Origin of the sequence: Burkholderia sp. Se-20373, assembly GCF_017104705.1 — a bacterium.
Taxonomy (GTDB): Bacteria; Pseudomonadota; Gammaproteobacteria; order Burkholderiales; family Burkholderiaceae; genus Burkholderia.
This window is the reverse complement of the sequence record NZ_JAAGPH010000035.1, coordinates 41152-61485: the sequence shown is the minus strand read 5'-3', so window position 1 is coordinate 61485 and position 20334 is coordinate 41152. Positions and strand designations below refer to the sequence as shown.

Here is a 20334-nt window from a genome sequence, read left to right as displayed (position 1 = left end):
TCGGGGGCAGGCGGCGTCGCGCCGTCCACATACGAATAGAAGCCGCGGCCCGACTTGCGCCCGAGGAAGCCCGCGTTCACGAGTTCCTGCTGGATCAGCGACGGCGTGTAGCGCGGATCGTTGAAATACGCGCGGAACACCGATTCGGTCACCGCGAAGTTCACGTCATGGCCGATCAGGTCCATCAGCTCGAACGGCCCCATCCGGAAGCCGCCGGCCTCGCGCATCACCGCGTCGATCGATGCCGGCGCGCCGCCCTGCTCGTTCAGCACGCGCAGCGCCTCCGCGTAATACGGCCGCGCGACGCGATTCACGATGAAGCCCGGCGTCGATTTCGCCATCACGGGCCGCTTGCCCCACGCGGCGGCGGTTGCATATAGCACCTGCGCGACTGCAGGCGCGGTCGCGAGCCCGCTGACCACCTCGACGAGCGCCATCAGCGGCGCCGGGTTGAAGAAATGCAGGCCGGCGACGCGATGCGGCACGCGCAGCCCGGCCGCGATCGACGTGATCGAGATCGATGACGTATTGGTGGCCAGCAGGCACGCGTCGTCGACATGGCGCTCGAGCGTCGCGAAGATCTCGCGCTTCACGTCGAGCCGCTCGGCCGCCGCCTCGACGATCAGTGCGGCGCCCGCGAAATCGGCCAGTTCACGCACCGCGCGAATCCGGCTGCCGGCCGCTTCCGCCTGCGCCGGTTCGAGCCGGCCTTTCTCCGCGAGCCGCGCGAACTGTGCGCGGATGCCGGCCAGCGCCTTGTCGCAGGCAGCTTCGTTCAGGTCGTACAGCAGCACCGCATGGCCGGCCGCCGCCGCGACCTGTGCAATGCCCGCGCCCATCGCGCCGGCGCCGATCACGCCGACGACGGCCGACGGCGCCAGCGCGCCCGAGTTCACCGAATGTGCAGAAGAAACAGCCATCGCTTGCGATCCGTCATGAAGTGGAGGTGCGAGCGATTATAAACCGACCGGTCGGTAGATTTATGTCAGGGCGAGCCCGAATGTGTCGTGCAAGAGACCGTTACGGAAACTGCAAAGACAAAAAATCGAAAGGTCGGGGCACTTTTTGCAAACCGAAAGGTCAATGAAAGCATTTGAATATGAGATAGTGCCCCCCGAACGCCTGATAAAATTCGACAAACCGCCGGATTTAAGGGGGAAACCGCGTGTCACGTCGCCACCGCCGTCCATCGCCGGCCGCCCTTTCGGGGTCGGAACCGAGCCTCGGGCCCGTGCGTCGTCACCCGTGCTCGCCTCGTCGTTCGCGGCCGGCCGCATCGAATCGTTTCATCCCGCGACGGGCTCCGGCCCGCCCGCGCCCCTCGCTGCCTCATGGCGGCGAACCCCGGGCAGCACCGTTGCGTGCCGCCCCCCTTCGGTTTCATCATCCTCGTTCGGCGGATAGTACGGCCGGGCTTCGTCAACCCGTGACGGCGCGTCGCGCGCCGCCACTCGCATAAGGAAACCCTCCATGCCGCTCTCGTCCAACCAGCTCCCGCGCTGGACCCTCGTGGCCCCGCTTGCCGCCTGGCTGGTCCTCGCGCTGTCGCGCGTCGTACCGGCCGAAGGCCTCGTCATCGCGGTGTTCGCCGCCGCCCTCGCCGGCGCCGTGTTCGCCGCCGTCCACCATGCCGAAGTCGTCGCGCACCGCGTCGGCGAACCGTTCGGCACGCTCGTGCTCGCGATCGCCGTGACCGTCATCGAAGTCGCGCTGATCGTGTCGGTGATGCTCGGCGCGGGCCCGGAGAAATCGGGCCTCGCCCGCGATACCGTGTACGCCGCCGTGATGATCATCTGCAACGGCATCGTCGGCATCTGCCTGCTGGTCGGCGCGTGGAAGCACGGCGAGCAGGACTTCCAGGGGCGCGGCGCCAGCAAGGCGCTCGCGGTACTGGCGTCGCTGTCGGTGCTGTCGCTCGTGATGCCGAACTACCTGAGCGCCGCGCCGGGCCCGTTCTTCTCGAAATCGCAGCTCGCGTTCGCCGGCGTGGCGTCGCTCGTGCTGTACGGCGCGTTCGTGTTCGTGCAGACCGTGCGCCATCGCGACTACTTCCTCACCGGGCACGACAGCGCGAACGAATCGGTGCATGCGGCGCCGCCGAGCGGCCGCACCGCGCTGATCAGCCTGGTGCTGCTGTTCGTGAGTCTCGTCGCGGTCGTGCTGCTCGCGAAGCTGCTGTCGCCGGCCGTCGAGCATGCGGTGATGAAGCTCGGCGCGCCCGAGGCCGCGGTCGGTATCGTGATCGCCGCGCTCGTGCTGCTGCCGGAAGCGCTCGCGGCCGTCACCGCCGCGCGAGCGAATCGCCTGCAGACCAGCATGAACCTCGCGCTCGGTTCGGCGCTCGCGAGTATCGGGCTCACGATCCCGACCGTCGCGGCCGTGTTCATCTGGGTCGGCCAGCCGCTCACGCTCGGCATCGGCCCGATGGAAACCGTGCTGCTGGCGCTTACGCTGCTGGTCAGCACGCTGACGCTCAGCCAGGGGCGCACGACGGTGCTGCACGGCGTCGTACACCTGTCGCTGTTCGCTGCCTACCTGTTCCTGTCGATCACGCACTGACGCAGAAAAGCGCGCGGCCCGGCGGATCCTCTCCGCCGGGCCGCGCGCCGTCCTTCACGTCCCTTCAGCTTCCTTCGTTCACGTCACGCCGCCGTTACCGCACCGGAATCACCAGATGCTGGCCCGCCAGGATCAGGTTCGGGTTGGCGAGGTTGTTGCGGCGTTGAATCTCGCGATAGCGCTGGCCGCTGCCGAGCTTGCTCGCCGCGATCATGTTCAGCGTGTCGCCCGCCTTCACCACGTACGTATGCTCGCCCGACGCGGCCGCGGTCGTCACCGCCTGGTCGCTGACGAAGTACTTGCGCAGCAGGTCGAGATACTGCGGCGACTGCTTGAGCTTCGCGATCGCGGCGTTCAGGTAGATCAGCAGATCCTGGTCGTCCGCGCGCACGCCGATCTTGTACGCGATGTTCGAACCGTCGAGCTTGGTCACCGCGAACTTCAGGTCGGTGTCCTTGATCGAGCTGACCGCGAACGGATAGTCGTAGATGAACGCGTCGACCGTATGGCCGTCGATGCTCTTCGCGATGAAGGCCGGATCGGAATCGTCGACTTCCACGAACTTCACGTTCGGGTACTGGCGCGTGACGAACGCACGCACGTCCGGGTCACCCTTCAGGATGCCGACCGTCTTGCCCGCGAGATCGTCGGTCGAGCGGATCGCGGAGCCTTGCCGCACGATCAGCGAATAGCCGAAATCGTCGACGTACGGCACCGAATAGACGACGCCCGACGGCGTGTTGTCCGGGAACGTCAGCCCGTCCATCGCCACGTCGACCACGTGGTTCCCCTTCGCATCCGTATCGAGCAGCTGCTTCGGCACGCCCGGATACGTGTCGACCTCGTGACGCGTATCGACGGCCACCGGCTTGCCGCCGTGCGAGAACGACGGATCCGCGAACAGCAGCCGCGCGAATTCGACGTTGAAGCCGTGCGGCGTGCCCTTGTCCTCGCCGAAGAACGGTTCGCTCGGGTTCTGCACGGAAATCCGCACGATGCCGTTTTCGGCAATCGATTTCAGCGCGCTGGCCTGTGGCGTGAAGCCGGCCGGCAGCACGTTGGACGACGGCGATGCCTGCGTGGACGGGCCGCTGTCGCCGCTTTGCGCGGACGTCGAGGCCGGGGCCGCGTCATGCGCGGGAATCAGCGTCGACAGGCCACCCTGATGCACGATCCATACGCCGACGAGCACGACCAGAAATGCGATGGCGCCAAGAAGTTTTTTCATGGTTGCGAGCCTGCAGGAAGTTATGGTTGTTTCGACGGCAGTTGCGCGGGGGTCGTCGCGTCGAGCCCGGGCGCGTGCGGCGCGTTCATCACCGCCTGCTGCTGTGCCTGCTTGACCTCGGGGTTATCCATCAGCGACGTCTCCATTTCGGAGAACGCCTTGTTGACCGAGCGCATCACCGAATCGACGGCCACGTCGGTTTTGATCTGCTCGAACGTGTCGGACGCCTGCCGGCCCGCGAGCTTGTTCATCTGCTGCGCGGCCTGCGACATGTCCCACATCGCCTTCGCACGGTCGATCGCCGATGCGAAATTCTTCAGTTCGGCCTGCACCTGCTTGTAGCGCCCCTCGCGAAACGAGAGCAGTTGCTTCATCGTGTCGAGCTGCTGCCGGAAGCGTGGCGCGTCGTCCGGATACTGCTTCTCGAACAGTTCCGTCTTGTTCTCGAAGTTCTTCACCTCGGTGCGGAACGCGGTGATGCTGTCCGCGAATTTCTGGGCCGCCTGGCGCTTTTCCGCGAGCTGATTGATCAGCGTCTCGATCGGATTCGCCTGCGCCTCCTGGACGATCATCTTCACCTTCTGGTTCGCGAACTTCATCGCGACGACCGGCGCGAAATAGATCGCGCCGAGGCCGATCACGCCCGCCGTGACCAGTGCGATCACCCCCTTCAGGATGAACAACGCCGCCGGTGCCGCGATCGCGACGCCGGCGATGATGATCGCCCACTTGATCAGCTTGACCTTGCCACTCCCCGAACTGCCGTTTGCTTCTTCATTCGAAAGCTGCGACATGAGTTTTTCTCCTTGAACCTCGAACCGAACTGCTTGCGTTTGCTTTTTCAAGCTCAATCGAAATGCTTCGGACTCCGGTGCCGCCGGGCAGTCAGGCAGGCCGGCGGCGCATTGCAAGGATGGGCGCGACGGACGTCACGAGACGCCGGTGTAGGCGCCGTTCAGGATGCGATGGTGAGGAGCGGCAGACGACGCTGCGATGCGGCGCGCCCAACGGGCGCCGTTCATCGTCGCGGCTCGCGCGCGGACGGGGAAGTGTACCGAGGCACGGTACGAAAAGGGATGACGGATACGTGACGCGACGGGCGTCGGGTGAAGCGTGGTTCCGGCGGGCCGACAAACGCGGGGCCGGTATTCCGGTACGAGTGCGTAAAGGCTCATCGTTGTTCTTTTGCGTGTCGCGGGTGCAGGAACCGCGCGGCCGGCGCGTCCCGCTCCAAATGCACGGACGTATCGTGCGCCGACCGGCATGCAGCGTCAAGCGGTTGTCGCAGTGCAGCGAAGCGCTGCGTTCCTCCGTTGGAACACCGGCAGCGAGACAGCTTTCAGCACGGTAAGGATCGGCAGGACTGCGACCTGTCGTGCTCGGTCAGGATTGCTTGGCATCGCCTGTGCATGCTTCCGGATTGAAAGCTTGTCACATTGCGCGGACGTATTCCGGGCGTACGCCGTTACGCACCACCCTGCTCCTGCGAGAGAAACCGCTCGACCATCGCGTTGAACACCGGCAGAGCCGGGTTGTCGTTGTCCGCGCGCCATGCGAGATACAGCTCGGCCGCCACGTCGGCGCCCGCCAGCGGCCGGAACACCACGCCGTCCACATGCAGTTCGCGCGCCGACGCCGGCACGAGCGCGGCGCCGAGCCTCGCGCGCACGAGGCCGAGGATCGTATGCGTCTGCCCGACATAATGCAGGTAGTTCGGCAGCCGCCCCGCGTTCGCGAACAGGCCCGAGATCAGGTCGTGGAAGTATTTCCCCTCGTTCGGCGAATACGCGATGAACGGCTGCCGGTCGAGATCGTCGGGGCCGATGCGCTCGCACGCGGCGAGCGGCGCGCCCTCCGCGACCGCGACCAGCATCGGCTCGCGCTGCACGAGCCGGTATTCGAGCGGCTGGCGCGCGGCGCGCTGGCGCACGAAGCCCGCGTCGAGCATCCGCGACGCCAGCGCATCGATCTGCACGGTCGACACCATCTCGCGCAATTCGATGTCGACGTCCGGCAGCGCGTGCGCGGCGTGCGCCAGCAGCATCGGGATCATCCGGTATGCGCTGACCGCCGTGAAGCCCAGCGTGATGCGGCCCGCGCCGCCATGTGCGACGCGCTGCGCGGCCTGCTCGGCCCGTGCGGAGAACTCGAGAATGTGCCGCGCGTCGCGCAGAAAGCGCTCGCCGGCCGCGGTCAGGCTGACCTGCCGGCTGCTGCGTTCGAGCAGCGCGATGCCGAGCGCATGCTCGAGCAACTGGATCTGCCGGCTGAGCGGCGGCTGGGTCATGAAGAGCCGCCGCGCCGCGCGACCGAAATGCAGTTCCTCGGCGACCGCGACGAAACAGCGAAGCTGGTGCAGTTCAATCATCCAATTCTTGAATCAATCGATAGTCTTTTGATGTTAGACGCATATCGATGCGATTTCTATACTCGGTTGCACCTGATGCCCGGCCCGCGCCGCGCACGACGACCGAGACCTTCATGACCACCGACATCCTCCTCACCCAGCCGCTCCCCGATGCCATCGACGCCGAACTGTCCGCCCGTTACGCGGTGCACCGGCTGTATGCGGCCGACCAGCCGGACGCGTTGCTCGACCGCGTGGCCGCACGCATTCGCGGTGTCGTGACCGGCGGCGCGAACGGCCTCGCCGCCGCGCTGATGGACCGGCTGCCCGCGCTCGAGATCGTCGCGATCAGCGGCATCGGCACCGACGCCGTCGATCTCGACCGCGCGCGGGCACGCGGCATCCACGTGACGACGACGCCCGACGTGCTGACCGACGACGTCGCCGATATGGCGATGGGGCTGATCCTGATGACGCTGCGCGACCTCGGCGCCGGCGAGCGGATCGTGCGTGCCGGCCGCTGGGGCAAGATGGCCCAGCCGCTCGCGACGCAGGTGACCGGCAAGCGGCTCGGCATCGTCGGGCTCGGCCGCGTCGGCCGCGCGATCGCCCAGCGCGCGCAGGCGTTCCGGATGCCCGTCAGCTACTTCGGCCCGCGCGAGCATCGCGACAGCGGCTATCGCTTCGTACCCGACCTCGCCGCGCTCGCGCGCGACAGCGACGTCCTCGTGATCGCGGCATCGGCCGATCACGGCAACGTGCTCGTCACCGCCGACGTGCTCGCCGCGCTCGGCCCCAAAGGATTCCTGATCAATGTCGCACGCGGCAAGCTGGTCGACGAAGCCGCGCTGATTCGCGCACTCGCCGACGGCACGATCGCCGGCGCCGGCCTCGACGTATTCGCGAACGAGCCGCACGTGCCAGCCGAATTGCTCGAGCTCGACCGTGTCGTCGTGCAGCCGCACCGGGCGAGCGCGACCCGCGAAACCCGCGAAGAGATGGGCCGGATCGTGCTGGCCAACCTCGCCGCGTGCTTCGCGGGCCAGCGCCCGCCGACCAGCGTCACACGCTGATCGCAGCCCACCGCACGGCTGCCCCTCGTTACAACACCGGATGCCTCCGCATGACGGAGGCCAGGAGACACGCATGCCCAATCGATCCAGCGGCGCCGCCCTCGCCGCGTCACCCGCCGCCTCGCGCACGATCGGCCGCGTCCGCTATGCGATCCTCGCGCTGATTTTCGCGGTCACCGTCATCAACTATGCGGATCGCGCGACGATGTCGATCGCCGGCACCGGCGTCGCGCACGACCTCGGGCTGACGCCCGTGCAGCTCGGCATCGTCTTTTCCGCATTCGCGTGGGCCTATGCGATCGGGCAGATCCCGGGCGGCTGGCTGCTCGACCGCTTCGGCGCACGACGCGTGTACGGCCTGAGCCTGCTGCTGTGGTCGGTCTTCACGATGCTGCAGGGCACGGTCGGCTGGCTCGCCGTGCAGGGGGCGTCCGCCACGCTCGCGCTGTTCGTCATGCGCTTCATGCTCGGCCTCGTCGAATCGCCGGCGTTCCCGGCCAACTCGAGAATCGTCGCGTGCTGGTTCCCGACCGCCGAACGCGGCACGGCATCGGCCCTGTTCAATTCGGCGCAGTACATGGCCGTCGTGCTGTTCACGCCCGCGATGGCATGGCTCACGCATGCGCTCGGCTGGGAGCACGTGTTCCTGTGGATGGGGGGGCTCGGCATCGCGCTCGCCGCGCTGTGGTTCGCGTGGTATCGCGAGCCGCACGGCCACCCGCGCGTGAGCGACGCGGAGCGCGACTACCTGCGCGCGCACGGCGCGCTCGTCGATCTCGAAGCGAACCGCGTGCGCCATCGCCCGCGCGTGTCGTGGCATGACGTGTCGCAACTGTTCCGCCACCGGAACCTGTGGGCGATCTACGTCGGCCAGTACTGCATCACGGCACTCACCTACTTCTTCATCACGTGGTTCCCGATCTACCTGATCAAGGGGCGCGGGATGACGATCTTGGAGGCCGGCTGGGTCGCCGCGCTGCCGGCGATCTGCGGCTTCACGGGCGGCGTGCTCGGCGGCGTGCTGTCGGACTGGCTGATCCGGCGCGGCATGCATCCGTCGAAGGCGCGCAAGACGCCGTTCGTCGTGGGGATGGCGATGGCGACGCTGCTCGTGCTGGCGAACGTCGCATCGTCGAATGCGGTCGTGATCGCGCTGATGACGATCGCGTTCTTCGGCAAGGGGCTCGCGGCGGTCGGCTGGGCCGTGCTCGCCGACACCGCGCCGGAAGGCATGGTCGGGCTGAGCGGCGGCGTGTTCAATGGCCTCGGCAACATCGCCGGGATCGTCACGCCGCTCGTGATCGGCTATTTCGTCGCCAGCACCGGCTCGTTCGCCGGCGCATTGTGGTTCGTCGCCGCGCACGGGCTGCTCGGCATTGCCGCCTACGCGTGGCTCGCGGGACGCTTCGAGCGGATTCGCATCGCGCCGCGCACATGAACCTCGCCGCGGCCCGTGGGGTTCGCGCGGCGCACGCCCGCGCGGATCGTCACGCGCGCTTGCGGCCGCCGGGCATCTGTTCGGTCGTCAGCCGGTCGAGTTCGCGCAGGTCGTTCTCCAGCGCGGGCGTGAGCGTCGTGCGCAGGTGATCGAGGAACGTGCGGATCTTCGCGTCGAGATAGCGGCGCGTCGCGTAGACGGCATACACGCTCACCGTCTGCAGCCGGTACTCGGGCAGCACACGGATCAGCCGCCCTTCGCGGATGTCGTCGAGCACCGTATACAGCGCGACGCACGCGATCCCGCGCCCGGCGCGCACCGCGACGCACAGCGCGTCCGGCACGTTGACCTGGAACGGCGCGGGCTGCAGTTCGTAGACCGCCTCCTCGCCATCGCTGCGCTCGAGCCGCCATTCGCCGGCCGGCGACGCAGGCGTGTCGAGCCGCAGGCACACGTGGTTCGGCAATTCATCGGGCGACTGCGGCGTGCCGTGGCGCGCCAGGTATTCGCGCGATGCGACGAGCACGCTGCAGCTCGTGCCGCAGGTTTGCGCGACATAGCCCGAATCGGGCAGCTGCGACGCCGTCACGATCGATACGTCATAGCCCTCCTCGACGAGATTCGGCATCCGCTGCGCAAGCGTCAGTTCGACCGACACGTCGGGGTTGTCCTCCTGGTAGCGCACGATCGACGATACGACATGACTCTGCCCGAGCCCCGTCATCGCATGGATGCGCATCTTGCCGCTCGGCCGCAGCAATGCATTGCGCGCTTCCGCGTTCGCGTAGTCGATTTCCGCGAGGATCGATTTCGCGCGCTCGAAATAGCGTTCGCCGCTTTCGGTGAGGCCGAGGTGGCGCGTCGTGCGATGCAACAGCCGCGTCTGTACGTGCGCTTCGAGATTCGATACCGCGCGCGACACCTGCGCGGTAGTCGCGTCGATTTCCTTCGCGACCGCAGTAAAACTGCCGGATTCGACAACGCGCACGAACAGGCGCATGTTTTCGAGCATGTCCATTGAATTGGCTTCGGGGGAGTCAGTGGGGAGGCGTCGGCAGCGCTCGCGTCAGGTGGGGAACGGAACGCAGCCGCGAACCACGTCGAATCGATCACCGTGCCGGGAGAAAGGCGGGAGAGCGGGCATCGCGTACGGGGTTCTGCCATGACGGGGGATTCAGTGGCCCGAATTGTACGCCGCTGCAGACAAATTTGCGCGATTGCCCCGTCCCCAAGCTCTCATCAGATGAAAGGTTCTTGCAAGCAACGCGCGCCGCGCACGTGCAACAGCTTGATGCATCGCGACAATTTGTATCACAACACGATATAATTCGCGGCTCGTCACCGCGCGCCTGCGCGCCGTCACTTTTCCGCTTACCGTCCATGTCGTCAGGCTCCCCTTCGTCGCGCCGCACGTTGCGGCAATGGCTGCACAGCTTCATTCCCCATCCGATGTCGCTGGGCTGGCGCGAGCGCCTGCGCTCGTGCACGGGCGCGCTCGTCGGCATCGCCACGGTCGGCGTGACGATGCGTCTGCTGCCCGGCGTGCCGGGCCTCGTGCCGCTGCTCGTCGCACCGATGGGCGCGTCCGCCGTGCTGCTGTTCGCGGTGCCGGCGAGCCCGCTCGCGCAACCGTGGTCGATCATCGGCGGCAATCTCGTCGCGGCGACGGTTGGTGTCGCGTGCGCGCAATGGATCGCCGATCCCATCACGGCCGCCGCGGTCGCGATCGCGTGCGCGATCGGCGGCATGTTCGTGCTGCGCTGCGTGCACCCGCCGTCGGGCGCCGTCGCGCTCACGGCCGTGGTCGGCGGCCCCGCCATTCATTCGCTCGGGTTCAGCTTCGTGCTGGAACCGATCGCGCTGCAATCGGCGATCCTGCTGTCGGCCGCGCTCGCGTATCACGCGCTGACCGGGCACCGCTACCCGCACGGCGGCGTGCGTCCTGAAGCGAAACCGCAGGCAGACGGCGCCGCACCGGCACGCGGCGGCTTCACGCGCGGCGACCTCGATGCCGTGCTGAAGCGCCGCGGCGAATGGCTCGATGTCGATCCGGACGATCTCGAAGCGCTGCTGCGAGAAACCGAGATGCAGGCCTATACGCGCACCTTCGGCCAGCTCTCGTGCGCCGACCTGATGACGAAGAACGCGATCGAAGTCGCACCGTCGACGTCGGTAACGGCCGCGCTCACGCTGCTCGACCGCCATCGCGTGAAGGCGCTGCCCGTCGTCGACGGCGAAGGCCGCCTGACCGGCATCGTCACGCGCGCCGACCTCACGCGCCAGTTGCGCCGTCCGACCGCGCTGTGGCAACGCCTGTCCGCGCGGCTGCCGCAATCGTTCGGCGGCCAGCCCGCGAGCGTCGCCACGGTGATGACGCGCGACGTCGCGTGCGTGCCGGAGACGATGCCGATCACCGCGCTCGTCCCGCTGTTTACGCATTCGGGCCACCACCACATTCCGGTCGTCGATGCATCGCGCCGGCTCGTCGGGATCATTACCCAGACGGATCTCGTCACGGGCCTCTATCGCCAGACGCAGATGCTCGAGGCGGCGTAGCGCATGCAACGCACGTAACGGCCGGCACAACGCGGAGTGCATTTTATTCGCCCCCATTCGGCCATTTATATCATGTTGTGATATATTAATCGCTACCGAAACTGACTGTCCGACCGCCCCGATGAACGATACCCGACGCGCGCTGACGAAAAGCGATTTCCAGCAACTGTCCGAGTTCCGCTACCAGATGCGCCGCTTCGAGCGCTTCTCCGAACGCGCCGCGCAAAGCGAAGGCGTGACGCCGCTGCAATACCTGCTGCTGCTGCACATCAAGGGCTATCCGCATCGCGAATGGGCGACCATCGGCGAACTCGCGGAACGCCTGCAGGCACAGCACCACGGCGTCGTCGCGCTGGTCACGCGCTGCGAAGCGCTCGGCCTCGTGAAGCGCAAGACGAGCGAAGCGGATCGCCGCCAGGTCGAGGTCCACCTCGAGCCAGCCGGCGAAACGCTGCTCGCGCGTCTCGCGGCCATGCATCGCGCCGAGCTGAAATCGCTCAAGGACGCGTTCCAGGTTCCCCAGATCGATTACTGACCCTGCCCCTTCCACTCCGATGAACGCACCCCACAAACGCGATTTCGCGACCAACGACCGCCTGCCCAGGATCGCGTTGCTCGCTGCCGGGATCGGCCTGCTCAGCACGCTGGCCGCATTCGTGCTGTTGAGCCTGATCCACCTGTTCACGAACCTGTTCTTCTACCAGCAGTTCTCGTTCGCCGACCGCTCGCCCGCGAACAACACGCTGGGCGCGTGGGTGATCGTCGTGCCGGTGATCGGCGGGTTGATCGTGGGGTTGATGGCGCGCTTCGGTTCGGAAAAGATCCGCGGCCACGGCATTCCCGAAGCAATCGAGGCGATCCTGTTCGGCAAGAGCCGCATGTCACCGAAGGTCGCGATCCTCAAGCCGCTGTCGTCGGGCGTCGTGATCGGCAGCGGCGGCCCGTTCGGCGCCGAAGGCCCGATCATCATGACGGGTGGTGCACTCGGCTCGCTGATCGCGCAGTGCGTGCACGTCACCGCCGCCGAGCGCAAGACGCTGCTCGTCGCCGGCGCGGCCGCCGGCATGACGGCCGTGTTCGGCACGCCGGTCGCCGCCGTGCTGCTCGCGGTCGAACTGCTGCTGTTCGAATGGCGCCCGCGCAGTTTCCTGCCGGTCGCGCTCGCCTGCGCGGTGGCCGGCTTCGCCCGCGCCGTGTTCTTCGGCGTCGATCCGCTGTTTCCGTTGACCACGGCCGCACCGACACCCGTCGCGCTGCTGTCGTGCATCGTCGCGGGCCTGCTGTCGGGCATGCTCGCGTGCGGCCTGTCGGCGGCGCTTTATCGTGTGGAGGACACCTTCGCGAAGCTGCCCGTGCACTGGATGTGGTGGCCCGCGCTCGGCGCGATCGTGATCGGCATCGGCGGCTGGCTCGAGCCGCGCGCGCTCGGTGTCGGCTACGACGTGATCGGCGATCTGCTGCATCAGCACATCGCCTTGAAGATCGCGCTCGCGCTGCTGATCGTGAAGGCCGTGATGTGGGTGATCGCACTCGGCTCGGGCACGTCGGGCGGCGTGCTCGCGCCGCTGCTGATGCTCGGCGCCGGCCTCGGCACCGTGCTGTCGCCGATGCTGCCGGGCGGCGACCCGGCGCTGTGGCCGCTGGTATGCATGGCCGCGACGCTCGGCGCGACGCTTGGCGCCCCGCTGACCGCGATCGTGTTCGCGTTCGGCCTCACGCACGACGCGAATGCATTGTTGCCGCTGCTCGCGGCGACGCTCGTCGCGCACGGCTTCGCGACCATCGTGATGAAGCGCTCGATCATGACGGAAAAGATCTCGCGCCGCGGCTATCACATCTATCGCGAATACGGCGTCGATCCGCTCGAGCGGCACGACATCGGCGAAGTGATGACATCGGCCGACCGGCTCGTCGCGATCGACGGCGCAGCAACGCTCGATGCCGTCGAGTCGCAGTACTTCGGCGCGAAGCAGACGCACCGTGCGTACCCGGTCGTGCAGAACGGCCGCCTGCTCGGTCTCGTCGATCGCGCGACGCTCGACGCACTGCGCGCACAGGCCGCGGCCGACACGCCGATCGCGGGCGCATTCGCCGACCGCGCGCCTGCGGTCGCGCAGGCGCACGAAACATGCCGCGTCGTTGCGTCGCGACTCGCGATGCTCGGCCTCGAACGCCTGCCCGTCGTCGCCGACGAGCAATCGATGCGCATCACGGGCATCGTGTCGCGCAGCGACCTGATCAAGCCCGCACTCCAGCACTTCGACGACGAACAGAAGCGCGAACGCTTCCGCCCGATCGTCCCCGCCAACCTGCGCGACATCGGCACGCGCAAGGCCGGCTGACCTACTGCACTGCGCGGCACCCTCACCGCGCATGCCCCGCTCGCATCGCCGCTTCCGCTCGATGCGGCCCGCGCCTCGCGTGCCGCATCGTATTCCGCCGCTTCCCGTGTTTAAAGTTGGTTAACAGTTCGACGGGCGAAAGTTTGTCATCATGGTGTTCATGCGACGGGGCCATCCAACTAGCCATTCCACTTCGCGATTCAATAAAGAGTCACGGCACGGCATGCACACACATGCCGTTCGCCGCGGCCGTCACGTCACCACACGACCGGGCAGCGCGCCGACCACGCAGCGCATGACGTCGTGCCGCACACGATGCATGCCGCGCCGCAGCAACGTGCAGAGCATCGGAGCCGCCATTTGGCAAGCGCGTTAACAACTTGTTTCGGAATAGCCGGAACCGTGCTCTGCCGATGCAATCTCACTTGTACGCAGTCCTGTGCTGCGCATCCCACTCAATCAATCACGACTCGAGGGAGATAACGTGAACGCGAAATACTTACCGCTCATCGCATTGACCGTGGCATTTTCTGCTCATGCAGCCGATTCTGCCCTGCAGAACGTGGGACAAAGCCAAAAACCCGCCGACGAGGTCGCGCAGTGCATCGCGAAGACCTGGGCCGACAAGTCGCAGCAACAAGTGACGTCGCAGTACGAACTCGCGAACGGCCTCGCCATGGCCGTGTATGCGCCGGGCCAGCAGCCGCCGAATGGCGCCGCGGCCGTCGTGCGCCCGGCCAACGCCGCCGGTGCGAAAACCTGGGTGGGTTTCCGCGGTGGCGATGCATCGTCGGCCGGCGACATCAACGCCTGCCTGTAACGAGAACAGGCGATCCGGGTGGCCTTGGCGCCATCCGCTTGCGACAAGCCCCGCTTCGGCGGGGCTTTTCTTTTGCTGCGCGGCTGCGTGTTACAGGTAGCTGCAGACGTAATCGAGCGTCTCGAGCACTTCGATGTCGAAGCGGCTCTTGCCCGGCACCGAGAACGATTCGCCGGCGCCGTAGGTCTGCCATTCGCTGCTGCCGTCGAGCTTCACGCGGCACTTGCCGGCCTGCACTTCCATCAATTCGGGGGCGTCCGTGCCGAAGTTGAGCGCGCACGGCAGGATCACGCCGAGCGTCTTGCGCGTGCCGTCCGGGAAGAGCACGGTATGCGACACGCACTTGCCGTCGAAATAGACGTTTGCGCGCTTGACGACCGATACGTTGTCGAATTGAGTTGCACTGGTCATGAAATGCCTCTGATTGCTGGATGCCGGATGGCGATGTGGTTGGAGGCCGGCCGGAGCGGCGGGCCGGCCGCTATGATACCGGCTCGCGCGGCATGCACCGGAATGGCGTGCCCGCTGTGCAAGCCGCATGCCCGTCAAACGACGGCGACGTCGCACGGATAATCGTCAGGATGACGATGCATTGAAGAGCGCCACCCGCGGGCGCCGGTTCACCGCAGCCCCTTGCGCCGCGCGGAATCACGCAGGCAGTCGAGCAGCATCGCCGCTGCCGGGGTCAGCGGGCTGTCGCGACGCGTGATGACCTGCACCGAGACGCCCGGCAGGCGCTCGCGGATCGGCAGCACCGCGAGCTGGTCGCGCGCCCACTCGGCCTGCAGCAATTGCTCGGGCATCGACGCGATCAGGTCGCATTCCATCATCAAGCTGCGCGCGAGCCCGAAGCTCGGGCATTCGACGACGCGCGCCGGTACCGGCAGCCCGTAGGCGACGAACGAATTGAACAGCACCTGCGTCGAGCTTTCCGGCGACGGGTTCATCAGCCAGTCGGCTTCGACGAGATCGGCGAGCGACGTGGCCGACGCGAGCGGATGCCCCTTGCGGGCGACGATCAGCGACCGGCTCGCATAGAGCTCCGCGTGATCGAATTCGGCCGCCAGCAGTTCGGGCACGACGACGGCCACCGCGAAATCGAGTGAGCCATCGTGCAGGCGCGGCAGCGCGACGCCCGGAAACCCTTCGATCAGGTTGACGCGCGCCACCGGGAAGCGGCGCCGGAACGCACGAAACGCGTCGGGCAGGATCGTCACCGCGGCGGCCGGCGTGATCGCCGCCGCGACGGAGCCCGTCATCGCGCCCTGCGCCTGCTCGATGTCGTCGCGGGCGCGCTGCATTTCGGCGACGATCAGCCGCGCGCGCACCTGCAACTGCTGGCCGAACGCGGTGAGCTGCACGCCGCGCGCGGTGCGCACGACGAGCGACACGCCGAGCGCGATCTCCAGTTCCTTGACCGCCTTCGTCAGCGCCGCCGGCGACACGTTCAGACGCCGCGCGGCCGCGCGAATGCTCCCCTCTTCCGCGACGGTGACGAACGCTTTCAGCTGATGGTATTTCATGGCGGCGACGCGTGATCCGTGGAAACCCTGTGCTGCGCGGCATAAGCCGGCTCAGGGTATTCCCGAGCGGCAACCGATAGTGAGCACCAAAGCAATTTATCAGCTTCTGGTACACAAAAGAAATTTATATGCTTGCTCGTCATATGTGCGTCAACCGCCCCACCTGCCCCACAGGAGTCACCATGCTGCAAGCCGTGAACCCCGTCATCCCCGGTATCGCCGCGATCGCCCCCGAGCTGGTCGAAGTGCGCCGTCGCATTCACGCTCACCCGGAGCTCGCGTTCGAGGAGACGCTCACGAGCGATCTCGTCGCCGAGCTGCTCGCCGGCTGGGGTTATGAGGTGCATCGCGGCATCGGCAAGACGGGGGTGGTCGGCGTGCTGCGCGAAGGGCAGGGCACGCGCACGGTCGGGCTGCGCGCCGACATGGATGCGCTGCCGCTCGCGGAAACCACGGGCCTGCCGTACGCGAGCCGCCACGCGAACAAGATGCATGCATGCGGCCACGACGGCCACACCGCGATGCTGCTGTGCGCAGCGCGCCACCTCGCAGCCACGCGCCAGTTCTCCGGCACGCTGAACCTGATCTTCCAGCCGGCCGAGGAGAACTTCGGCGGCGCGAAGGCGATGATGGAAGACGGCCTGTTCGACCGCTTTCCGTGCGACGCGATCTTCGCGATCCATAACATGCCGGGCCGCGCGGCCGGCGACATGGCCTTCCGCACCGGCGCCGCGATGGCGTCGGCCGACCGCGTGACGATCACGCTGCGCGGTGTCGGCGGCCACGGCGCGATGCCGCATTTCGCGCGCGATCCGATGTCGGCCGCGGGCAGCATCATGGTCGCGCTGCAGACGATCGTCGCGCGCGAGGTCGATGCGCAGCATGCGGCCGTGATCACGGTCGGCAGCGTGCAGGCCGGCGAGACGTTCAACATCATTCCCGAAACCGTCACGATGAAGCTGTCGGTGCGCGCGCTGAACGCCGACGTGCGCGCGCTGCTCGCGCGCCGCATCGAAGCGCTCGTGAAAGGCCAGGCGGAAAGCTTCGGCATCACGGCGGAAGTCGACTACGACTACGGCTACCCGGTGCTCGTCAATCATGCGGAGCCGACCGCGTTCGCGGCCGACATCGCGCGCCGGATGCTCGGCGCCGAACGCATCGAAACCGACGCCGCGCCGCTGATGGGCAGCGAGGATTTCGCGTTCATGCTCGAAGCGCGCCCCGGCTGCTACGCGTTCATCGGCAACGGGATCGGCAGCAAGGGCGGCTGCATGGTGCACAACCCCGGCTACGACTTCAACGACGACATCCTCGCGATCGGCGCGAGCTACTGGGTTCGCCTCGCCGAAGCCTGGCTCGCGGCCTGACGGCCCTTCACCCCATCGTTTCGCGCCCAACGGGGAGCCCCACATGGAAACGTCCGCCCTTTCGTTCGCCGGCACGCCGGTCGATGCACGCGCCGCCGCGAAAAAACGCCGGTTGATCGCGGCCGCCGCCGTCGGCAACGCGCTCGAGTTCTACGACTTCACGGTCTACAGCTTCTTCGCCATCCTGATCGGCAAGCTGTTCTTTCCCGTGCATTCGCCGTTCGGGCAATTGATGCTCGCGGTGGCGAGCTTCGGCGTCGGCTTCGTCACGCGTCCGCTCGGCGGGCTCGTGATCGGCATGTATGCCGACCGTGCCGGCCGCAAGAAGGCGATGATTCTCACGCTGCTGCTGATGGCGCTCGGCACCGCGACGATCGCGGTCGCGCCGACCTTCGCGCAGATCGGGCTCGCCGCACCGCTGCTGCTCGTGCTCGCGCGCCTGCTGCAGGGGTTCGCGTCGGGCGGCGAAGTCGGCGCGTCGACGACGCTGCTGCTCGAACAGGCGCCGCAGCATCGGCGCGGCTTCTACGCATCGTTCCAGTTCTCGAGCCAGGGGCTCGCCGCGCTCGCCGGCGCGCTGACCGGCGTCGCGCTGACGTCGACGCTGAATGCCGCACAGCTCGAAAGCTGGGGCTGGCGCGTGCCGTTCATCATCGGCACGCTGTTCGTGCCGCTCGGCTACTGGCTGCGCCGCACCGTCGAGGAAGTGCCGGCGGCCGCGCATGCCGCCGCACACGACGAGCCGGTCGCATCGCTGCCGCTCGCCGACGTGCTGCGCCATCACGGCAAGGCCGTGTTCGCCGGCCTCGGCGTGACGATCGGCGGCACGTCGATCCACTACATCATCGTGTTCTACATGGCGATCTACGGCGTGCAGGTGCTGCACCTGCCGACGTGGCTGTCGATGACGGCCGGCTGCGTCGCGGGCGCGATCCTGATGCTCGTGACGCCGATCGGCGGCCACCTGTCCGACGTCTACGGGCGCAACCGGATCGTCTGGTGGACGCGTATCGTGCTGATGGCCGCGATCTACCCGGCGTTCATCGCACTGAACCGCTGGCCGGGCGCCGCATCGCTGCTGTCGATCATCGCCGCGCTGTCGATCGTGCATGCGATCAACATCGGCGCGACGGGCGCGATGCTTGGCGAGCTGTTCCCGCGTGCGGTGCGCGCCACCGGCGGCGCGCTCGTGTACAGCGTCGGCGTCGCGATCTTCGGCGGCTTCGCGCAATTCTTCGTCACGTGGCTGATCGCGGCGACCGGCAATCCGAACGCGCCTGCGTGGTATGCGATCGGCTGCGGCGCGATGACGCTGCTTGCCGTGCGCTGCATGGATGAAAAGGCCGGGAAGGCGCTCGACTGACTGGTGGCCGATGCGGCCGCCTGCCGCAAACGAAAAAAGGCACGGGTTCGACTACCCGTGCCTTTTGCGTATCTGGCGTGCCTACCCTCAGAACGTATGCATCATCCCCACATACGCGCCCGTCTGCGACTCACCCGTCATCGGACTCGTCCCAGACGTCGCATCACGCGGCGTCGCGAGCAGCGAGAAATTCGAATTCCCGCCATTCCGAACATACGCGACCGTCCCATACAGGAACGTGCGCTTCGACAGGTTGTACGTGGTGCCGAGCACGTACATCATCGCGTGCCCCGACGGATCGTGCGACGCATCGCCACCGCCGTCGCCCACCTTCACGTAGTAACCGCCGCCCGTCACCGCCCATTGCGGCGTCGCGGTGTAGGTCGCGCCGAGCCAGTAGTGATCGGCGCGATCGGCCACGCCGGCCGGGCTATCCGGCGCCTGGTAGTGCGTATACGCGCCCTGGATCTTGAACTTCGACACCTTCACGTTCGCGCCGACGAAATACTCGCGCGACGCGGTGAAGATGTTGCTGAACTTGCCGTTGTTGTCGCGCAGTTCGTCGTAGATGCCGCGCACGTCGAGCAACGGCGAGTGGTACGAGATCATGATCCCGTCCGAGCGGCCGAAATCGTCGGCCGCGCCATAGTTGAAGCCGCGCGATTGATTGCCGAACGCGTATTGCGCCTGCACGTCGAAGCCGCCGATCACCGGGCTGTGATATTCGATGTTGTTGCTGGTCTGCTGCCAGTTGCGGCCGCGCACGAGTGAGGCCGACGAAAACGCCTGCTGCACGAACGGGTCGAATTCCCACACGCCGTCGCTGTCGATGAACAGGTTGCGGCCGGCCTGCAGCTGGCCCCACGTGTTGCTCTTCAGCCCGACGTACGCGCGCCGCGACCACATGCGGCCGCCGCCCGTCTGGCCGTTCATCACCTGGAACGCGGTTTCCAGGTTGAAGACCGTCGACAGCCCGCCGCCGAGATCCTCGATGCCCTTCAGCCCGAACATGCTGGTGCCCCAGTCGCCGCTTTCGGCGCTCCAGCGGGTTCCGCTGCCGCCGTTCGGCTTCGCGATGTGGTTCAGGTATTCGATGCCGCCATCGACGCGGCCGTACAGCGTCACGCTCGTCTGTGCAAAAGCGGCTGCCGGTGTGGCAGCCGCGATCAGCCATGCGAAATGTTTGAGTCGCAAAATGATGCCCCCTCGGAGTCTCGACCTTCCAGCGCGCGCCCCATGCGCGCGCCCCGGGTCTGCTTATCCGCGATCGATCGAAAAACGACCGGGGCCCGCCGCGCAAAGCGCGAGCAGGCCGCCGGCGATCGCGATGTTCTTGTAGAAATGAATCATGTTGTTGATCTGCTCGCCGCCCGTCATCGTCCAGTAGTGGTGGCCGATGATGCCGGTGCCGATCGTATAGAGCGCCAGCAGCAGCGCGAGCGCCCGCGTCTGGAAACCGACCAGGATCGCGATCCCGACGAACAGCTCCATCACGACGGAAATCGCGGCGGAGATGATCGGCGCGGGCGCGCCTTCGGAACCCATGAACGCGATGGTCCCGGGGAAGTCGACGATCTTCCTCCAGCCGAACATGATGAACAGGATCACGAGCAGGATCCGGGCAAGCAGCAGCAGCACATCGCGCTGGGACGCGAGAAACGGTTGATTCGGTGTCATGGTGTCGATCAACGAAAGCGATGCGCATGGCGAAAACACGC

Annotated in this window: 18 protein-coding genes; 9 read left to right on the top strand and 9 right to left on the bottom strand. The window is 67.0% G+C overall.

Annotation, left to right across the window (positions count from 1 at the left end):
• A partial coding sequence (locus tag G3N96_RS14605) for a 3-hydroxyacyl-CoA dehydrogenase NAD-binding domain-containing protein (protein WP_241022639.1) occupies positions 1 to 920 on the bottom strand: 920 nt, incomplete at its 3' end.
• A 550-nt stretch (positions 921 to 1470) separates the two neighbouring features.
• Between G3N96_RS14605 and G3N96_RS14600 the strand changes: the two genes are divergently transcribed.
• Positions 1471 to 2559 (top strand): ionic transporter y4hA, encoded by a 1089-nt coding sequence (locus G3N96_RS14600; protein ID WP_089427295.1) that lies wholly within the window; start codon positions 1471 to 1473, stop codon positions 2557 to 2559.
• A 94-nt stretch (positions 2560 to 2653) separates the two neighbouring features.
• On the opposite strand, the gene G3N96_RS14595 is transcribed toward G3N96_RS14600, so the two are convergent.
• The 3 genes from G3N96_RS14595 to G3N96_RS14585 all read right to left on the bottom strand — a co-directional run bounded on the left by G3N96_RS14595 (position 2654) and on the right by G3N96_RS14585 (position 6155).
• A complete protein-coding gene (locus G3N96_RS14595) occupies positions 2654 to 3787 on the bottom strand; it encodes a transporter substrate-binding domain-containing protein (RefSeq protein ID WP_206137632.1) in 1134 nt (377 codons plus the stop codon).
• Between the two features lie 20 nt (positions 3788 to 3807).
• Positions 3808 to 4581: a hypothetical protein gene (locus tag G3N96_RS14590; RefSeq protein ID WP_206137631.1), complete on the bottom strand. Its 774-nt coding sequence runs from the start codon at positions 4579 to 4581 to the stop codon at positions 3808 to 3810.
• A gap of 671 nt (positions 4582 to 5252) precedes the next feature.
• Positions 5253 to 6155: a LysR substrate-binding domain-containing protein gene (locus G3N96_RS14585; protein ID WP_206137630.1), complete on the bottom strand. Its 903-nt coding sequence runs from the start codon at positions 6153 to 6155 to the stop codon at positions 5253 to 5255.
• Between the two features lie 113 nt (positions 6156 to 6268).
• Between G3N96_RS14585 and G3N96_RS14580 the strand changes: the two genes are divergently transcribed.
• Both G3N96_RS14580 and G3N96_RS14575 read left to right on the top strand, forming a co-directional pair.
• Positions 6269 to 7207: a 2-hydroxyacid dehydrogenase gene (locus tag G3N96_RS14580; RefSeq protein ID WP_206137629.1), complete on the top strand. Its 939-nt coding sequence runs from the start codon at positions 6269 to 6271 to the stop codon at positions 7205 to 7207.
• A 73-nt stretch (positions 7208 to 7280) separates the two neighbouring features.
• Positions 7281 to 8645, top strand: coding sequence for an MFS transporter (locus G3N96_RS14575; protein ID WP_206137628.1), 1365 nt, complete (start codon positions 7281 to 7283; stop codon positions 8643 to 8645).
• Positions 8646 to 8694: 49 nt separating this feature from the next.
• On the opposite strand, the gene G3N96_RS14570 is transcribed toward G3N96_RS14575, so the two are convergent.
• Complete coding sequence (locus G3N96_RS14570) at positions 8695 to 9663, bottom strand: LysR family transcriptional regulator (protein ID WP_039351095.1); 969 nt, start codon at positions 9661 to 9663, stop codon at positions 8695 to 8697.
• Between the two features lie 362 nt (positions 9664 to 10025).
• Between G3N96_RS14570 and G3N96_RS14565 the strand changes: the two genes are divergently transcribed.
• From G3N96_RS14565 to G3N96_RS14550, 4 genes are all read left to right on the top strand, one after another.
• Entirely contained in the window at positions 10026 to 11201 is a 1176-nt protein-coding gene (locus tag G3N96_RS14565) for an HPP family protein (protein WP_206137627.1), read from the top strand.
• A 121-nt stretch (positions 11202 to 11322) separates the two neighbouring features.
• Positions 11323 to 11736: a helix-turn-helix domain-containing protein gene (locus G3N96_RS14560; protein WP_027791842.1), complete on the top strand. Its 414-nt coding sequence runs from the start codon at positions 11323 to 11325 to the stop codon at positions 11734 to 11736.
• A gap of 19 nt (positions 11737 to 11755) precedes the next feature.
• Positions 11756 to 13543, top strand: coding sequence for a chloride channel protein (locus G3N96_RS14555; protein ID WP_206137626.1), 1788 nt, complete (start codon positions 11756 to 11758; stop codon positions 13541 to 13543).
• A gap of 484 nt (positions 13544 to 14027) precedes the next feature.
• Complete coding sequence (locus G3N96_RS14550) at positions 14028 to 14363, top strand: hypothetical protein (protein WP_124577408.1); 336 nt, start codon at positions 14028 to 14030, stop codon at positions 14361 to 14363.
• 90 nt (positions 14364 to 14453) lie between these two features.
• On the opposite strand, the gene G3N96_RS14545 is transcribed toward G3N96_RS14550, so the two are convergent.
• On the bottom strand, positions 14454 to 14774 hold the full coding sequence (locus G3N96_RS14545; RefSeq protein WP_006478890.1) for a pyrimidine/purine nucleoside phosphorylase: 321 nt from the start codon (positions 14772 to 14774) through the stop codon (positions 14454 to 14456).
• 209 nt (positions 14775 to 14983) lie between these two features.
• Positions 14984 to 15886 (bottom strand): LysR substrate-binding domain-containing protein, encoded by a 903-nt coding sequence (locus G3N96_RS14540; protein ID WP_046548027.1) that lies wholly within the window; start codon positions 15884 to 15886, stop codon positions 14984 to 14986.
• 182 nt (positions 15887 to 16068) lie between these two features.
• Between G3N96_RS14540 and G3N96_RS14535 the strand changes: the two genes are divergently transcribed.
• Together G3N96_RS14535 and G3N96_RS14530 are read left to right on the top strand one after the other, a co-directional pair.
• Entirely contained in the window at positions 16069 to 17253 is a 1185-nt protein-coding gene (locus G3N96_RS14535; RefSeq protein WP_206137625.1) for a M20 aminoacylase family protein, read from the top strand.
• Positions 17254 to 17296: 43 nt separating this feature from the next.
• Positions 17297 to 18616, top strand: coding sequence for an MFS transporter (locus tag G3N96_RS14530; protein ID WP_206137624.1), 1320 nt, complete (start codon positions 17297 to 17299; stop codon positions 18614 to 18616).
• 87 nt (positions 18617 to 18703) lie between these two features.
• On the opposite strand, the gene G3N96_RS14525 is transcribed toward G3N96_RS14530, so the two are convergent.
• Together G3N96_RS14525 and G3N96_RS14520 are read right to left on the bottom strand one after the other, a co-directional pair.
• Positions 18704 to 19810, bottom strand: a complete 1107-nt coding sequence (locus G3N96_RS14525; RefSeq protein WP_046548031.1) for a porin — start codon at positions 19808 to 19810, stop codon at positions 18704 to 18706.
• Between the two features lie 63 nt (positions 19811 to 19873).
• Entirely contained in the window at positions 19874 to 20293 is a 420-nt protein-coding gene (locus G3N96_RS14520; protein ID WP_206137623.1) for a DoxX family protein, read from the bottom strand.
• Positions 20294 to 20334: the final 41 nt, after the last annotated feature.

Excerpts from the sequence above, each read along its gene's own strand:
- G3N96_RS14590 (WP_206137631.1), bottom strand. The coding sequence starts at position 4,581 with ATGTCGCAGCTTTCGAATGAAGAAGCAAACGGCAGTTCGGGGAGTGGC.
- G3N96_RS14520 (WP_206137623.1), bottom strand. The coding sequence starts at position 20,293 with ATGACACCGAATCAACCGTTTCTCGCGTCCCAGCGCGATGTGCTGCTG.
- G3N96_RS14570 (WP_039351095.1), bottom strand. The coding sequence starts at position 9,663 with ATGGACATGCTCGAAAACATGCGCCTGTTCGTGCGCGTTGTCGAATCC.
- G3N96_RS14555 (WP_206137626.1), top strand. The coding sequence starts at position 11,756 with ATGAACGCACCCCACAAACGCGATTTCGCGACCAACGACCGCCTGCCC.
- G3N96_RS14575 (WP_206137628.1), top strand. The coding sequence starts at position 7,281 with ATGCCCAATCGATCCAGCGGCGCCGCCCTCGCCGCGTCACCCGCCGCC.
- G3N96_RS14600 (WP_089427295.1), top strand. The coding sequence starts at position 1,471 with ATGCCGCTCTCGTCCAACCAGCTCCCGCGCTGGACCCTCGTGGCCCCG.
- G3N96_RS14565 (WP_206137627.1), top strand. The coding sequence starts at position 10,026 with ATGTCGTCAGGCTCCCCTTCGTCGCGCCGCACGTTGCGGCAATGGCTG.
- G3N96_RS14535 (WP_206137625.1), top strand. The coding sequence starts at position 16,069 with ATGCTGCAAGCCGTGAACCCCGTCATCCCCGGTATCGCCGCGATCGCC.
- G3N96_RS14595 (WP_206137632.1), bottom strand. The coding sequence starts at position 3,787 with ATGAAAAAACTTCTTGGCGCCATCGCATTTCTGGTCGTGCTCGTCGGC.
- G3N96_RS14540 (WP_046548027.1), bottom strand. The coding sequence starts at position 15,886 with ATGAAATACCATCAGCTGAAAGCGTTCGTCACCGTCGCGGAAGAGGGG.
- G3N96_RS14585 (WP_206137630.1), bottom strand. The coding sequence starts at position 6,155 with ATGATTGAACTGCACCAGCTTCGCTGTTTCGTCGCGGTCGCCGAGGAA.
- G3N96_RS14530 (WP_206137624.1), top strand. The coding sequence starts at position 17,297 with ATGGAAACGTCCGCCCTTTCGTTCGCCGGCACGCCGGTCGATGCACGC.
- G3N96_RS14545 (WP_006478890.1), bottom strand. The coding sequence starts at position 14,774 with ATGACCAGTGCAACTCAATTCGACAACGTATCGGTCGTCAAGCGCGCA.
- G3N96_RS14560 (WP_027791842.1), top strand. The coding sequence starts at position 11,323 with ATGAACGATACCCGACGCGCGCTGACGAAAAGCGATTTCCAGCAACTG.
- G3N96_RS14580 (WP_206137629.1), top strand. The coding sequence starts at position 6,269 with ATGACCACCGACATCCTCCTCACCCAGCCGCTCCCCGATGCCATCGAC.